Here is a 17,263-nt window from a genome sequence, read left to right as displayed (position 1 = left end):
TTTGTAATCTCAGCCAATTTAAGTTTTCAATTCTTATTTCAAATCAACTTTAAATATTACTTCAAATAAATCCTCTAACTAATTGTTTTTTAATGTAGTTTTTTTGTAAATAATTTAAAAATTATCTAATTTGAAATGACAAAATTTTAAAATATGAAAGAAGCAAAATTATATTTTTTCTATTTATTTGTACTTGCACTTTCTGATGTGAATTCACAATCAATTATTACTTACAGAAATAATGATCTTGAGTTTGGCGATATTTTTATCGGATATTCCGAAACAATTTTACACACGGATGAAGGAGCAGCTAAATTTTATTTTTATCATACAAAATTTTTTAGATCAGATTTGCTCGTAACTTTTAAACTTCCAAGTTTTTTATCAAATGGAAATAATTCAGTTCCGTTAAAATTTTCAAGCAACAGCGGAGCTTGGTCTTATTATGATAGACAAACCGGAAGAGTAAATTTTAATCCAAATTCACCTTTAGAAATTAGACGAGCATTTTTTTATCTTCCGATTTATTTATGGCTTGGCGGAAGTATTTCAACAAATTCTGGTGTTAGTCCGGGAAATTATATTGGTTCTATAACTTTAACAATTGAGTTTTTATGAAAAAATTTTTGCTGATATTTTTATTTTCAATTTCAATTTACGCACAAGTTATTATTTCGCCGTATGTTGTTTACATGGATGAAAACAATAAATTCGGAAGTATGATTGTACAGAATGAATCTTTTGAAAATTATGAAATTACAATTTCATTTATTTTTGGTTTTCCGGTTTCAGATTCGCTTGGCACAAGAACAATGAAATATTTGGAAAATCCGACCGAAGAATTTCCTTCAATAAATAATTGGATTACTGCATTTCCCAAAAAGTTTGTGTTAAATTCCAAAGAACGGCAAACAATTCGTTTAATGATTAAACCGCCAAAAGAAATTGCAAATGGAACTTATTGGACAAGAATTGTAACTTCATCAACTCCAATAAATAAAGATACAACCATAAGTGATGGAAGCGGAGTTTCTGCAAAACTTAAATTTGTTTTAAATCAAGTTACCACTGCTTTATACAGGACCGATTCTGTTTTTACGGATTTGGAAATTGAGAAAACTTCTTTAATAAAAGATTCTACAGATACTCACCAACTTTTATATAAAATAAAACAATTGGGAAATTCGCCTTATTTTGGAAATTTTAATTTAACGGTTACAAATTCAAAAGGTGAAATAATTTTAGAAGAACATGATTATTTATCGGTCTATTATAATATTGTTAGGAATTATGTTTTGCCCAAAGATAAATTCCCGGTAGGAAATTATACCGCAAAATTATTAATTAAGTTCAACGAAAAAGAAGATATTCCGGAAAGCAAATTAGTTCCGCCAAATGATATTTCAAATAGTTTTGAGTTCACTATTCCTTGAGAATTTTTTATAAAATAAATATTTGGATTATTTCAAAAATTAGAATATCTCAAATTTTATTTCTAACGTTTACTTTATTTTGTTTTTCAAACAATTTAGCTCAATCAAGCCAAAGTAAAATAAAATCAAACGAAAAAAAATTAATTGATTCTGTAAAACTTGAAATTCCAAAACTTATTTATCCAAGTTCCGATTCGATATTTAACATAACAACCGTAACGCCATTTTTCAAATGGAACCAAATTACAAACGCAAATGGTTACACAATTTATATTGAAGAAATTGGCGAAAAAAATAAATTAATTTTTTCTTCGCCATATTTTTGTGTAATTGAAAAAAATGAATATTTGTTTCCGGAAAACTTTTTGCAATTTGAAAAAAAATATTCAATAAGATTACGCGCTTATAATAAAACAGATTGGAGTGAATTTTCTAAAACCATTTATTTTATTATCAATTCTCCAAAGAAAGATTTTATAGAAGAAGAAAAATTTAATTTACCGCCCGCAATTATCAGTAAAAATAATTTAATAATTAGCTCCAATGATTCTGAAAATAAAAATTCAAGTTTAATTTGGAATAAAAATAATAATGCTGATTTTTATGAAATTACGATTGAGGGAATTAACACTTCAAATATTTTGGGTGAAGAATATTTACTGATTTTAAAGGAAGAATTGACCGATACACTTTTTAATCTTAATCCAAATTCTTTAAAAAACTACAATAATTACCGATGGAAATTAAGAAGTAAAATTGGAAATGAATGGAGCAATTTTTCGGATTATTTTTATTTTACTATTCAAAGTGAACAAGAACAAAAGCAAATTGAAGAATCTGTTGATGATTTAATTTTACGATTCAAATATGCCGGATATATTGATGAAATGATTTTAGCAAAATATAAAAACTCCATTGTTTATTTACCGTTAAGTGAGATTTTGACAATTCTGCAAATAAATCATAATGAAGATTTAATAGTTGAAAAATTTTCTGCGCAAAGTTTAAGTGAACTAAAAATTACAAACTCAATTGATTTCAGAAATTTGAATCAAATTAAAAATGATGAAAAAATAAATTTTACAAATAATGATTTTATAAAAAGTGATTTGGAATATTTTGTAAAACCAGATTTAATAGAAAATTTATTAGAAGGAAAACTTGAAGTAAGTTTAAGAAATCTTGAAGTAAAATTTAGTTCGGCAAATCAGCTTCCTATGGTTGAAAGATTAATAAATCAGCAAAAATTTTCTCTTAGTAAAAATGCAGCAGTTAGTGAAAACTATCCAATAAAATTTGAAAGAGAACGTAAAAATTTTAACGGAGGATTTTTAGATTATTCATTAAGCAGTAATTTTGTAAAAAATGAAAATCCATTTTATTCATTTGATTTAGGTTTGGGAAATGAATTATTCGGCGGAGATTTTCAGCTCGCAACAAATCACTCGTTGTTTCAAAATAAATTCATTTATAATCAAACGCAATATAGATGGCGTTATGCATTTCTCAACAACAGAACAATCAGCAATATTATTCTGGGAAATGGCAATGCGTTTGGTTTGCAATCTTATGATTTTAAAGGAATTACAGTTTCAAATGAACCTTTAGAATTACGAAGAATTTACGGTAAACAAATTATTCAGGAAAAGACTAACCCTTTTTGGAAAGTTGAAATTTCCATGAACAATGAAATTATTGAAATAATTGAAGCCGATGAAAATGGAAATTTTAGTTTCAGCCTTCCATTTTCTTACGGGACAACAATTTTAGAGTTTAAAAAATATGGAACAAACGGAGAAACAAAATTTGAAAGGAAATTATATCAAATTCCAATTACGCAAATTCCAATTGGTGAATTAGACTATAATTTTAATTTTGGAAAGCTTTTAACAATTGATGAATATATGCTTCAAGCAAATGCAGCTTACGGTTTAAGCGATAGAATTACAACTCAAATAGGTACAGATTTATTTGTTGATGATTTTTCTAATTCTTCAATTTATTCAAAAACAACTGCGCATATTTTAGATGGATATATTTCAAGTCTCACAATTGCGCCAAATGCATTTTATAACGTTGAGGTAAATTCCATTTTTAGTGATTTGGCAAGTTTTAATATTGGCGCAAAATTTTATGAAAATAATTTGAAGTTTAATCCCACAAAAATTAAAAACGAAATTGACGGGAATATTTTTCTGCCAATCTCCTTTGATGAAAGTATGCTGAGTATTTTTGCGAAATTAAAAAAAACTTCTTTAACAAATTTTGATCGATATGATTTTTCTGTAAGAACTTTTTATGATTTTAAAAATATTAGTCCTTCACTTGAATATAATTATTTCAAAATTACTAATAATGATTTTGCGTCTTCTTATTTAAACTTTCGACTCAATTATTCATTTTATATTCCTTCAAATATTTTTGGAGGAAGCATTATTGACACAAGACTTTTTTATAATACCAACAGAAACAAGTTTGAAAGTTTTAATGTTTCGCTGGCAACAACATTTATGCAGAATTATAGAATTCAACTTACGCATAATATTAATTTTATTACTTCATTTACCGATACGCAGCTTCGAATTATTTTTGATCTTCCATTTTTAAGATCAAATACAAATATTTCAAAATCAGTAATTTCTCAATCGGCTTCTGGATCATTAAACTACAACAGTATTTTTAACCAAATTGATTTTCACAATAGGGGAATGGTCGGAAGATCGGCTTCGGCAATTAGATTTTATCTTGATGAAAACAATAATAATTTATTTGATGATGAAGAAAAATTAATTAACAATATGGATGTCTCGGTAAATTCCGTAAGCAATAAAAAAATTGTTGATGATGGAAAAATTATTTTAAACGATTTGGAATCTTATACAAAATTTGATTTAAGATTAATTGATAGAAAGAGTAAAAACCCTTTATGGTTTCCGGTGTGGAATAAATTTAGTTTTATTTCTGATCCAAACCAGTATAAAGAAATCAATATTCCTTTTTATGAAGCTGCAGTAATTAATGGAAATGTTTTTAAAATTGTTGGGAATGAAAAAATTCCGTTGGAAGGAATTAATATTTATTTAAAGAAAGAAAAATCTGAAGATGTAATTAAAATAAAATCAATGAGCGATGGAAGTTTTTACAGTTATGGCATTGCTCCGGGAAATTACATAATCAATATTGATGAAAAACAATTGGAAAAAATTAAATTAAAATCTTATCCGGAAAAATTTGAGACAAAAATATTCTCAATAAATTCCAATAATATAAATGAAGATATTATTTTTATTTTGAAGTGATTAAGAACGAATAAAACTATTTAACTTTTATAATTTCTATTCTTCTATTTTTTTCTCGGCCTCCTTGAATTTCATTATTTCCAATTGGATTTAACGAACCAAACCCTTTTGTAGCAATTCGCTGAAAATTAATTCCATTTTTAACAAACCAATTTTTAACAGTTTCTGCACGATTCTCAGATAATTTTTGATTAAAATCAGGATTTCCAATATTATCTGTGTAGCCGTGAATTTCAATTTTCAGATTGGGATTTTCGTTCAAAATCAGTTTTACTTGCTGCAAAATATTTTCTGATGAAGAATTAATTTCTGCAGAACCAAGAAGAAATTGAACACCTTGAAGAATGACCGACTTATCTGTATTCAAATTTTCTAAATTAATTTTATTTTCAGTTTTATTTTCTGAAATATATTTTTCGTGATTTTCTTTCACTAAAGGATTTGTCTTTAATATATTAAATTCAATGCCGTCTGAAACACCATCTTCATCTGTATCAAACTTAATTGGATTAGTTTTTGTTGAAAATATTTCTTCTTTATCGTTAAGTTCATCACTATCGGAATCAATCAATGTTGGATTTGTACTATATTTAAAAACTTCATAACCATCGCTCAATTCATCCTTATCGGAATCTTTTTGGTTAGGATTTGTTTTAAATTTATCAATTTCATCAAAATCTAAAATATCATCTCCATCAGAATCTTGAGAATTAGGATCAGAAAAAAAATATTTAACTTCTTCAAAATCTGTCAAATTATCTTTATCAGAATCCGGGACTAATGGATTTGTAAAATATAGATTAATTTCTTCTCCATCAGATAATCCATCATCATCAGTATCAAATTTATTTGGATTTGTACCAATTTCCTCTTCCATTTTCATAATAATTCCGTCACCGTCTGAGTCAGATAAATTTCCGCCTTCTACAAATGTAAATCCAAAACTAAAAGAATAAAATCCGTCTTTGTTTTTTTTGCTATCATAATTATTTAAATAATCAGTTGATGTAAAATTATAACTTCCTTTAAGATCAATTAATAATTTACTATTTATGCAAAACTCAATTCCGGCACCAATTGGAATTAAAATATCCCATCCGCTTTTTTTAGTAATTTCTCCGCTTGGCAGATTTGTAACATTCCAGCGAAGCAAACCAATTCCGCAAAAAATATAAGGACTGTAAATTTGAGATTGAAACGGACTGAAATTAAACCTAAAATCTAACGGAATTAAATTTGTTTCCCATTTTTTATTTTGATAATTAACACCGGAAAGATTTCCAATTCCAAACCCAATTTCACTTTCCCAGCTTGATGATAATTCATATTTAATAAATCCTCTGCCAAATAAAGACAAAACGTAAGCATCATTTTTGAATTCTGTATCAGGAATTAATAAATTTCCTTGAACTCCGAATTTTATTAAATATTCATTAATTTGGGCAAAATTTATATTAGTAATTAGTAAAAAAATATATAGTAATTTTATTCGCATATGGTATAATCGGATTGGCGGGAATTTTTATTAAATAAAAAAGAGGTTGTCTTAAAAGTTTTGATTGTCAATCTGAAATTTTTTCAGATCCTAATTTTGTATCAAAATCACATTGTAGATTCCGAAATAAATTCGGAAGACAATTAAAAGACAACCTCTTTTAAAAGAGGGAATATTATAACTAATTAATTTTTACGAATTCAATTCTTCGGTTTAATCTTTTTCCTTCTGGCGTACTATTATCAGCAATTGGATTATCCTTGCCAAATCCCTTTGCAACTACACGTTCTTGGTTAACCCCTTTGTTAATTAACCAGTATCTCACGGAATTGGCTCTTTGTTGAGATAGTTTTAAATTTTTCGATGTGTTTCCAACATTATCTGTATATCCGCGAATTTCAACTTTTATATCAGGATAAATGTTAAGTGTGTTTAAAACTCTTAAAAGCATTTTTTCACTTTCCGGAGTTAACTCTACACTTCCGGTTTCAAAAGTTACACCTTCTAAAATTACGGGAGCTGCAATATCAAGAACTACATCATCTTCCGGATTTAACGGATTTGTTTTTCTATCAATCTCAACTTTATCATTTACAGTTCCGCTATCCGTATCAGCTTTTGATGGATTTGTATTATACTTAAATATTTCATCACCGTCAAAAATACCGTCTCCATCTGTATCTTGTTTTGTCGGATCGGTTTTGTATTTATGAATTTCATCACCGTCTTTTAGTGCATCTTTATCGGTATCTGAATTTGTAGGATTAGTTTTAAATTCATCCAATTCAATTTTATCTTTTATTCCGTCAATATCAGAATCTTCTCGTAAAGGATCAGTTTGATGTTGATAAATTTCATCACCGTCTGTTAATCCATCTTTATCCGTATCAATAATATTTGGATTTGTTGTGTAGTTTTTAATTTCATCATTATCCGTTAAACCGTCGCCATCGCTATCAGAATTCAAAGGATCAGTTTTATACTGATTGAATTCTAAACCGTCTGTTAAACCATCGCCATCAGAATCTGCAATATCTGGATTTGTTCCTAATTCAATTTCTTGGTCTTTTGAAATTCCATCCAAATCTGAATCTGAACTGCCGCCCTCGCCGGTAAAAATTAAACCAATTCCTAAATTCCAAAATCCATCATTAAAATCTCCGCCTTTAACATAATTTACATAATCAGAAAAAATTTGATTATATCCGCCGGAAAGATCAAGAAGAAGGGAATTGGATAATTTCATTTCAATTCCAATACCCAATGGTGCATATAAATCACCGCCATCTTCTTTTGTGGAACCATTTAATTCACTTGGCTTATCTTCAACATTCCATTTCACATATCCAATTCCACCATAAGCATATGGGCTTACAGATTTTGAATTAAACGGACTTAAGATTAATCTCAAGTCCGCTGGAATTAAAGAAGTTTCCCAATAATTATTTTTGCCATCTTCACCCGCAAGCTTTGCATATCCCGCTCCGGCTTCAATATCAAATAAATCAATAACTTTAATACGTAAAAAAGCTCTGCCGAGAAAAGATAATTTTAAATCATCATTTTTATAATCTGTTTCAGGTAATAAACCAGATGCATGAATTCCAATTTTAATTGGATAATCATTTAATTGTGCAAAACTATTTGTAAACGAAAGAAAAATTAGATTACACAAAATTAAATTAAAAATTCTCTTATGCATTTTGGTTGCCTTTTTATTTATTTTTTAGAAGATCCCTAATTTCCGTTAAAAGAGTTTCTTCTTTAGTAGGAGCCGGAGGTGCAGCTGGAGCAGCTTCTTCTTTTTTCTTCAGTGAATTCATTGCTTTAACAACCATAAAAATTGCAAAAGCAATAATTAAAAATTCAACAATTGTATTAATAAAAGAACCGTATTTTAAAATAACAGCTTCAGTAGTTTCGGTAGCTGCTTTTACTACAATTCCCATTTTGGAAAAATCTACGCCACCTAATAAAACTCCTATTGGAGGCATAATTACATCTTGAACTAATGAATTTATAATTTTACCAAAGGCACCGCCTATTACAATACCTACTGCCATATCTATAACATTACCCTTCATGGCAAATTCTTTAAATTCTTTCATCATACTCATGGTTGTTCTCCTTTCTTTTTAGGTTGCTAGTTTTGATTAAAATAATGCGTATGCAATTCCAATTTGTAAAGCTTCTTTCATTTGTGTTCTCTTCACCTGATCTTCATCATAAATAAGCAGTACATTAAAATTAACATTAACTAATTTTGTAACCTGAGCAGTTAGAATATTATCAAATCTTACATCCCAAATATCTAAAGCATCAAATGCACCAAATAATCTTAATTCACTGGTGTAGAATAAATTATCATCAAGTTTAAAATTTGCAGATGTAACTGACTCAATACCGGTTTCAAATCTGAATTTTTCAACTTCGTCTAATGTTTCAACATCATCAGAATAACTGTTAAATTTACTAGTGAAAGTTTCTTGAAATCCAAAACCTAATCTTGTTGTAAAATTATCAGAAATTTTATAAGCCATACCGATTGACTGCATTAAATAACCGGGATCAAAAAAAGAGGCTGTTTGAATTGGAGAATCACCGCTGTAATCATAACCATTTGCAATTACTGTTCTAAATGTATTAGCGAAGTATGGATCTGCAAACCAGCCGGCACTATATGTTAAAAGATCTTCTAAGAATATTTCGTTATCTGTCGTTTTATAATCTTCAGATCCTAACTTTGTTTTTCCGAAAGCTAATTTAAGTTTATTTGTAAAAGACCAAGGTTTATCAAAATAATCTAAACCAAAATTTCCGTAAAGACTAAATGCTAATGCATCTTCACCGCCTTGTGTCCAATTATCAAGTGCTATTTGACTTAAATTTATTCCGGCAACTCCAATTGGCAGCCATGTTTTCTGTGCGACACTATCTTTTTTCGCATCTTCGGCAAGTATCGAAATTGTTAAAATTATTGTAAAAAAAATAAGTTTTCTCATTTTGTCTCCTATAATGTGTGATTAGTAAATCCCCCTATTTGTGATTTAAATCACGAAAATATATACAACAACTAAGATTATTCCAAATATTTATATTTATATAAATTCTATTTCATGTATATCACTTACATTTTCATTTCCCAATGGAAGCCAAATGAAATTAAATAGTTTTACTGAAATATTTGGTTTTTTCGGTCGTATTTTTATGGTTTCAAGCTGTTCAATCGATAAATCAAATTTATCTTGAAGAATATTCAATTCATCTTGCAATTTGTCTTGCAGTTCAACCATTTGTTGATTTAGAATTTCTAATTCGTCTTCGGCTCGATTTATATCACCGGATTCTTTCATAGCTTTTCCAGCTGATTTCATTGCAGTTCCGGCTTTGCTGATTGTGGAAGTGCTGACTGCTTTTTTACCAAAAAGTGCACCTAAAATTGTTGAACCAATTGAAATTGCAGTCTGCAATTTTACTTGGGACGATTGAGATTTTTCTCTTTCAATTTTTTCTTGAGCTCTTCTAATTCTGCTATCTAAAGTTTGAATTCTTCTTTCGAATCGTTCTTTGATAATTGCGATTTCCGAATCGCGTTGTTCGCGTGTTATTTGAGTTAATCTAATTTTAAAATCTCTATCACTTTCAAGCGGCATTGATGTTTGTTTGAGATTTGGGCTATGGTAAACTTCTATAGAATAATCGCTTACTAAAAAATCTTCAAAAAACTTTTGCCAAGCCGGATAATTCTTTTCATTTTTTGCAGAATTTGGTAACTCGGAAAATGCAAATGTATTCTTAGGATTTTTTACTAAATATTTTTCATCCAATTTAATTTCGTGGGCATCATTCCATTTTACAGAAATAACTTCATTTGTAATTGGGACTAAAAACTTTGTAGATTTTTGGAAATCTATACTTTTAGTTTTATCAATAAAACTAATATCAGCTTGAGCAAAAATGTATGGATGATTAATTGTATTCGGAATTTCACTTTCAGAAATTTCTCGATCAAAATAAAGTGGTTTAATTTCTTTTGGTAAAGGATTTACAGTTAATGTTTGTTGAGTAAAATTTTCTGAAATTATATTTTGAGAATTTCCCGCAGCATTTAATTTATGCAAATCTTTTATTTGATTTCGAGTAAGCGGACCTCTAAGATAAGACATTGCCCATCTTGTTTTGAATACAACCGGATGCGGTTCGTGAACATTATGCAAAAGGAAAATTCTGTTATCCAAATTTGATAAAAGTTTGTCAATTTCATTTCTATCAAATTTACCGCCGCCTTCTAAAGTTGCGCCTTCCAATCCGTCTAAAACTCTCATTCTGTCTCGTTCGGTTTGAAGTCTTCCGATAAACCAAGTTCCGGCATTTGATAAACTTTTGTAATCCAAATCAACCGGATTTTGAGTTGCCAAAACTAAACCAACGCCAAAAGCTCTTGCTTGTTTAAGCAAAGTTAGAAAAGGTTTTTTTGTCGGCGGATTTGCAACCGGCGGCAAATAACCGAAAATTTCATCAACATAAAGCAATGCACGTAAACTTGTCGTTCCCGATTGTGTTCGAACCCAGCTAATTAGTTGATTTAAAAGCAATGAAGTAAAAAACATTCTCTCGGAATCAGAAAGATGAGCGGTATAAAAAATTGATGTTTTTGGTTTACCGGTTTTATTGTAAAGTAATTTATCAATATCAAGCGATTCACCAGAAAGCCAAGTTTGAAATCCCGGTGCCGATAAAATATTATTTAATTGCATTGCTAATTCAAATCTGTCTTTTTCCGGATAAAAAGATTCAATATCAAAAACGCCGATTTTTGTAAATGGGGGAGTTTGCACATTTTGAATAATTAAAGGTAAATCCAAATCTTTTTTATTCGTCCAATGAAATTGAATAATATTTGAAAGTAAAATGTGTTCTTTACTTTTTAATGGATCAGCATCAATTCCTAATAAACTTAATAAACTTGCTGTTGTTGCAGAAATTTTATCGCCGAAAACATCACCGTCTTCCAAAATTTCATCGCTTGGAGCTTTGAAAGAATCTAAAATTGAAATCGGCATTCCGGCTGTACTTCCGGGAGTGTAAATTATAAAATCGGAAGTTTCGCGTAACATTTTTATTCTATTTCCGTCTTGTCCCCATTGTGACAATCCGTTTTTCCAAAGCTGGGCTTGAGATTCTGCAAATTCGCCTTCGGAAATTCCTTTTCTGTCTGCATCGGATTTATTAATCCAAGGCAAAAAGTCTTTACCTTCCAAATTAGGAAAAGTTAAAAGTAAATTTGTAATATCACCTTTTGGATCAACGACCAAAGCGGGAATGTGATCAATTGCTGCTTCTTCAAGAAGGGAAATACATAATCCGGTTTTTCCGCTTCCTGTCATTCCAACACAAACTGCGTGAGTTGTTAAATCTTTTGAATCATAAAGAACCAAATCATCTTTTAATGCTTTTGTCGTATGATCATAAATTTTTCCTAAATAAAAAGCTCCGAGTTTTTCAAAATCCGCCATTTTTTTTCTCACTATTTAGTTTTTATAAAAATAATAAAAATGAATATTAATTATAAATTTACAATCAATTTATGAATTTTAGTAAAATTAAATTTTGTAATATTAGTATGTCATTACAATTTTAATATAAAAATTTTATAATTTAACTAATATGAAAATTTATAAAATTTATCGCTCAAAAGAAGTTTTTGAGTTAGAGATATTTCAAGATTATTAAATTTTGATTCTGATTAACTACTTGAAAAATATGTAATAATATAATTTATCTTATTATTTGATTTTCACTATTTTTCAATTATTCTTAAAAAAAATTGGTCAAAAATGAAACTTAAATCTATTCACATTTATTTGTTGCTTTTTTTAATTGCAATAATTGGAATTATATATTTTTCCACGCAAGAAAATTCTGTTGAAGAAAAATCTATTACAGAACAAGAAATGCCAAAGGATGATATTCATTCGCAATTTAACAATTCGCAACAGCCTTCCGGCGGAAACGTAACATCAGAATTTAAAGATAAATTAAATTCACTGGAAGAATATGTTTCAAAAAATCCAAACGATACGGCAAAAGTTAAAGAATATGCCGATTTGCTTTATGCCGCACACAATCCTAAAAAATCAATTGAACTTTATAAAACAGTTCTAAATAAAGATCCGAAACGAGTTGATGTTTTAATGAGTATTGCAATTTTGGATTTTGAACAAAATAATTATGAAGAAGCAGAAGAGTATATCAATAAAATTTTAGTAATAAACCCAAATAATGTTGAAGCAATTTACAATATTGGAGTTATGGAAGCTCGAAAGGGAAATTTTGCTGCAGCTAAACAAAATTGGACGAAAATTGTTAATGAATTTCCCAATAACAAATTAGTTCAAACCGCAAAAAATTCTCTTCAAAAGTTAGAAGAAAACAACAAAAACTAAATGGAGGATAAATGAGGAAATTAAAAAGTTATTTACCAATTTTATTAATTAGCATTCTTTTACTAAATGGCTGCTCATCACTAAATGTTGGTGAAGGATTAATGAAAATGGTAAAAAAACAACTTGGCGTTTCGGATACACAGGCACTTGGGGGAATTGGAGCAATTTTAACTTTAGCAAAAGACAAATTAGTAAAAGGTGATTTTGACAAACTTGCCAAAATTATTCCGGGGATTGATTCATATTTAAATATTGCAAAACTTGTCGGAAAAATAAGCGGACCTATGAATTCTTTAGAAGATGTAAAACCGGCATTTAAAAATTTGGGTATGGATGAGAAAATGGTTGGTGATTTTGTTCCCGCAATTTCAAGTTATGCATCAATGGCCGGCGGAAGTGATGCAACGAAAATTCTTGAATCTGTTCTGAAGTAAAAAGTGAAACGTGAAAAGTAAAAAAAACAAGATTGTAAGATTATGGTAAGAATCTAAATTGAATTAAGGAATAAGAGTTAGAAGTAAGAAAAAATAGGAAAAATTATTGTGCGAAAGCCCACTTTATGTGGGCTTTTTTATTTCAAAAATTTATTATTTGAATATATTTTATATAATTTAAAGTATGAATTATTTTAACTCGATAATTTAAATTCAATTAAGTAAAAATTAGGAATGGTGATGAAATTTAAAATCATATTTATATTATGGATAATAGCATTTGAAATGTTATTTACTCAACAATATGATAAGAATAAATTCGTTTTAATGAATTCGAATAATATTTCCGCAAAAATACATAATTATGGAACAATTGGTGAACCGGGTGCTTTACCAGATATTAATGATTTTGTTTGGAATGGATTAGGTTATATGTATGAATTTGGACCAATTATAGCCGGAGAAGTTGAAGATTCTGCAAGAAATAAATTTTTTCTTTGTTCTGATTCTTTTATTTCACCAATTGATGGGGATTATAGTCCAGATAATAAAAGTAAATGGGGTTGGCTACCAAGGAAAAATTTTTCAAATGAAAGCAATGTTATAACAGCAAATTTTGGAGATAGAACTTCTTGGCCAGATGATTGGGAAGAATGGCCTTTTGATTTTATTACATCAAACAAAGATTTAGGAAATGTTTCATATTCTGTTGTTGATGATTTTTCAAACCGTGAGTTTTACAATTTATATCAACCATTTGGTAAGGATGTAGATTTAGCGGGATTAGGAATAAAGATGGAAATTTTTTGCTATCAGTATAATTCACCAGAATTACAAGATGCAATTTTACTTGAATATAGAATAACAAATGAATCAGCAAAGACATTGAATAATTTATATTTTGGATTTTATGGTGATCTACATATTGGCGGAAGTACAGACAGTGGGGATGATTTAGTAGGCTTGGCAGATTTTAATTCTAAATATTCTAATGAATTTCCAGATAATTATATAAAAAATACAATTTATAATTGGGATTCAGATTTTAAAGGCAGAGGAGGTAAACGACCAGGCTATCTATCTTTTATCTTACTACAATCTCCAAGTGATTATGGTTTAACAACATTAACTGTAAACGGTTGGGGACTTGTAAGACCTAAGGATGATGATATAATTGGAAGTTGGTTTTCGAAACCATTTATTGATTCTAACCAAGCCTATTTCAAAATGCCAAGTGACAATATCATCCATTTTGGAAGCGGAGCATTTCAATTAATGCCGGGTGAAACGGTGAGTTCTTTAGTTGCTATATTTTTATCAGAGGATATAAGTGATGTGTTAAAAGACGCAAAAGATCTAGTTTTATTATATTCTTGGAAAAATATTGGAAAGAGAATACAAACGCGAGGCGGTAATGAAACTTACGAAATTAATATAATTGAAAATAATATTGATGAGATTTTTGGTAATACAAATATTTCGTGGAATTTTACAGGACAGAATCAGAATGCGCAAATAATGATACAATATTCAACAGATAATGGAGATAGTTGGCATGTTATTGATTATAATATACCCGTGATCAACAATGAATTAAGTTTTGATTCACATGTGATACCAGACAATTCATCAACTATTTTCAGATTGATTTGCTATGATTCTGAAAAACCATACGAATACTATTATGATATCTCCGATGAACCATTGACAATAAATAATTTAGATGTAAATGCAATTCCACAGTTAAGTATTGAAATAAGAGAAATTAAAAGTGTAATTAGTGTACCAAGAATAACTTTCGATTGGTCATGTAACGATGTAGATGATGAAAAAACATTTATTACTTTACAGTATTCTTATGATAATAAAAAATCATTTCATAATATTATTTCCAATTCATTTGATAAGGGAAACTACACACATGAATTTGACATTTCAAGTTTACCAAATACGAAAGAATACTATTTTAGAATTTTAGGTACAGACTATGTAAATAATAATAACAAAATTATTGGTCCATATATATTTGAAAATAAAAAAGGAATTTTTGATGAGATTAAAATTGAACAATTGATTGGTAATTCAACTCCGGAAATAAAAGCTATAATATATGATGAAACAGAAATAACAGGTGACGAATATATATTAAGCTTTGAAATAGGAAATCAAAAAAAAATTAGTGTGCGTAGAAAATCAGATAATGCAATTTTAATTAGTGATTGTGAAATATTTGATGAATATTCTACTCCGGGATTTGATGGAATAAAATTATCAATAATTGATAGGAATGATGGAATTGATACATCAAAATCAAAATTTAATAATCCGAATTTAGAAAATACTGCTAAGTTTAAATTTCCACCAATTATTGGAATTAATCCAATAATGACAAATGATGATTGGTTTATTGTTTTTAATTCATTAGAATTGTTGTCTGATGGAACTTACAAATATAGCGGACATAACGGAATAGGTACCAATTTAGAAAATGTAAATTGTCCTTTTGAAATATATATAATTAATGAAAATAATATTTTACCAGCAGAGTTTATAATTTGTGAGACCAATCTTAATAATAACCGTTGGGAAATAATTGAACCAATAATTTTAAAACCAATTACAAATGATATTTATCTTACAAGTTTTCAAATAGATTTTGAATTTAGTAATAAGCTCCCAACATTTGGCGATACACTTTTCATAAAAACGTATAAACCTTTAAAAGATGGTGATGAATTTCTTTTTAGTCCTTCAAAAACTTTTACATCAATGAAACCGGAAATTAAAAATTCTTTTTTTAGTTTAAGTCAAAATTATCCAAATCCTTTTAACCCTACAACAAAGATAAAATATTCAATTCCACAAGACATAAAAGGTGAAATGTCAAATGTCAAATTAGTGGTATTTGACATTTTAGGAAGAGAAATAAAAACTTTGGTCAATGAAAGTAAAAAACCCGGAAATTATGAAGTTGAGTTTAATGCAAAAAATTTAAGCAGTGGAATATATTTCTATAAACTTCAAACTGGAAATTTTTCTGAAATAATGAAGATGATTTTGATGAAATAGAAAAAAATATGAATTAAGAAATCAGAAGTCAGCATTCAAAATAAATGAATTTATTAACAAATTAATTATTTTTCTTGATTAAGAATATTTATATCTGTTCATTAAAATATTGATACTTCTATCCATTTTTTTGAAGACTTACAGCAAATCATGCAATTTTTTTTATTTCGAAAAAATATTAAATCCTTTTCTGTTAACTCTGCACTTATAAATTGAATTTGTTTGGTCTTCCGTAATATAAAAAGTCATTAAATCATTTCCGGCAAATTCTACATTACTTGGTTTTGTTCCGGGAGTTTTTACTTTTTTCAGAATTTTGCCTTCCGGAGAAAAGACATAAATATTTCCGCCGCCAAAATGTGCAACATATAAATTTCCGTTTTCATCAAAATTTAATCCATCCGGATCACCGCCGGGAATTTCAACAAAAACTTTTTCATCGCGTAAAGTTCCATCTTCATTTATTTCAAAACTTAATATTCTTGATTTTGCGGATTCTGATAAATATAATCTTTCAGTTTTGGGAGAAATACCAATTCCGTTTGGAAATGCAATTTTATCTTTTATCAACTTTAAAGATTTTGTAGAAAAATTATAATAGAAAACTCTTCCATCGTAAATTTCTGGTCCCCAATTATTTGGTTCCGAGAAAAATAAATTTCCATTTTTATCTAATGTTAAATCATTTGGTTTGTTAAATCTTGTTCCATTAAATTCATTCACAACTGAATTAATTTTTCCATTTTTAACAATTTTCAAAATTGCTCCTTTGCCAAAATCCGTTGCTAATATTGATCCATCTGGCAAAGCTAACATTCCGTTTGTTTTTTGAAATGTAGAATCTGAGGCTAAAAGAAAAGTATCAATTTTTGTTTCGGAAATTCTTGTAATCCAATTTCCATTGCAGTTTGAAGAATATAAAACTCCGTTTTGATCGTAAGTAATTCCTTCCGGAAATTGTTGATTTGAAACAACTAATTCCCATTCAGAAAATTCAATATTTTCTTGTGCATTTATATTTAAGAAAAACGCGAATAAAATAATCGTAATAATTTTCATCATAAATTTTTGATTACAAACAATAATA

Annotated in this window: 12 protein-coding genes; 6 read left to right on the top strand and 6 right to left on the bottom strand. The window is 28.4% G+C overall.

Features of this window, described 5'->3' with window-relative positions; genetic code table 11:
* Window positions 1-153 precede the first annotated feature (153 nt).
* Genes IPH62_18215 through IPH62_18205 form a run of 3 tightly spaced genes read left to right on the top strand, consistent with a single transcriptional unit; the run spans window position 154 to window position 4,732 of the window.
* Window positions 154-618 (top strand): hypothetical protein, encoded by a 465-nt coding sequence (locus tag IPH62_18215; protein ID MBK7107213.1) that lies wholly within the window; start codon window positions 154-156, stop codon window positions 616-618.
* Window positions 615-1,433 carry a hypothetical protein gene (locus IPH62_18210; protein MBK7107212.1) on the top strand — a complete coding sequence of 273 codons (819 nt, stop codon included), beginning with the start codon at window positions 615-617 and terminating at the stop codon, window positions 1,431-1,433. Before IPH62_18215 ends, IPH62_18210 begins: the two co-directional genes overlap by 4 nt.
* Window positions 1,430-4,732, top strand: a complete 3,303-nt coding sequence (locus tag IPH62_18205) for a fibronectin type III domain-containing protein (GenBank protein MBK7107211.1) — start codon at window positions 1,430-1,432, stop codon at window positions 4,730-4,732. The genes IPH62_18210 and IPH62_18205 overlap by 4 nt, the downstream gene beginning before the upstream one ends.
* A gap of 16 nt (window positions 4,733-4,748) precedes the next feature.
* Here the strand turns inward: IPH62_18205 and IPH62_18200 are convergent, their stop codons facing one another.
* From IPH62_18200 to IPH62_18180, 5 genes are all read right to left on the bottom strand, one after another.
* Entirely contained in the window at window positions 4,749-6,227 is a 1,479-nt protein-coding gene (locus IPH62_18200; protein ID MBK7107210.1) for an OmpA family protein, read from the bottom strand.
* A gap of 181 nt (window positions 6,228-6,408) precedes the next feature.
* Entirely contained in the window at window positions 6,409-7,929 is a 1,521-nt protein-coding gene (locus IPH62_18195; protein MBK7107209.1) for an OmpA family protein, read from the bottom strand.
* A 13-nt stretch (window positions 7,930-7,942) separates the two neighbouring features.
* Entirely contained in the window at window positions 7,943-8,338 is a 396-nt protein-coding gene (gene mscL / locus IPH62_18190; GenBank protein ID MBK7107208.1) for a large-conductance mechanosensitive channel protein MscL, read from the bottom strand.
* A 42-nt stretch (window positions 8,339-8,380) separates the two neighbouring features.
* Window positions 8,381-9,229, bottom strand: a complete 849-nt coding sequence (locus IPH62_18185; protein MBK7107207.1) for a DUF3078 domain-containing protein — start codon at window positions 9,227-9,229, stop codon at window positions 8,381-8,383.
* A 96-nt stretch (window positions 9,230-9,325) separates the two neighbouring features.
* Entirely contained in the window at window positions 9,326-11,743 is a 2,418-nt protein-coding gene (locus tag IPH62_18180; protein MBK7107206.1) for an ATP-binding protein, read from the bottom strand.
* 321 nt (window positions 11,744-12,064) lie between these two features.
* Here IPH62_18180 and IPH62_18175 point away from each other — a divergent pair, with 321 nt between their 5' ends.
* From IPH62_18175 to IPH62_18165, 3 genes are all read left to right on the top strand, one after another.
* Window positions 12,065-12,673: a tetratricopeptide repeat protein gene (locus tag IPH62_18175; protein MBK7107205.1), complete on the top strand. Its 609-nt coding sequence runs from the start codon at window positions 12,065-12,067 to the stop codon at window positions 12,671-12,673.
* 11 nt (window positions 12,674-12,684) lie between these two features.
* Window positions 12,685-13,107 (top strand): DUF2780 domain-containing protein, encoded by a 423-nt coding sequence (locus tag IPH62_18170; protein ID MBK7107204.1) that lies wholly within the window; start codon window positions 12,685-12,687, stop codon window positions 13,105-13,107.
* A 2,385-nt stretch (window positions 13,108-15,492) separates the two neighbouring features.
* Window positions 15,493-16,176: a T9SS type A sorting domain-containing protein gene (locus IPH62_18165; GenBank protein ID MBK7107203.1), complete on the top strand. Its 684-nt coding sequence runs from the start codon at window positions 15,493-15,495 to the stop codon at window positions 16,174-16,176.
* A 162-nt stretch (window positions 16,177-16,338) separates the two neighbouring features.
* On the opposite strand, the gene IPH62_18160 is transcribed toward IPH62_18165, so the two are convergent.
* On the bottom strand, window positions 16,339-17,235 hold the full coding sequence (locus tag IPH62_18160; GenBank protein ID MBK7107202.1) for an SMP-30/gluconolactonase/LRE family protein: 897 nt from the start codon (window positions 17,233-17,235) through the stop codon (window positions 16,339-16,341).
* Window positions 17,236-17,263 lie beyond the last annotated feature (28 nt).

This window comes from Ignavibacteriota bacterium (assembly GCA_016708125.1).
In the GTDB taxonomy this organism is placed as follows: domain Bacteria; phylum Bacteroidota; class Ignavibacteria; order Ignavibacteriales; family Melioribacteraceae.
This window is presented reverse-complemented; position numbering and strand designations above follow the sequence as displayed.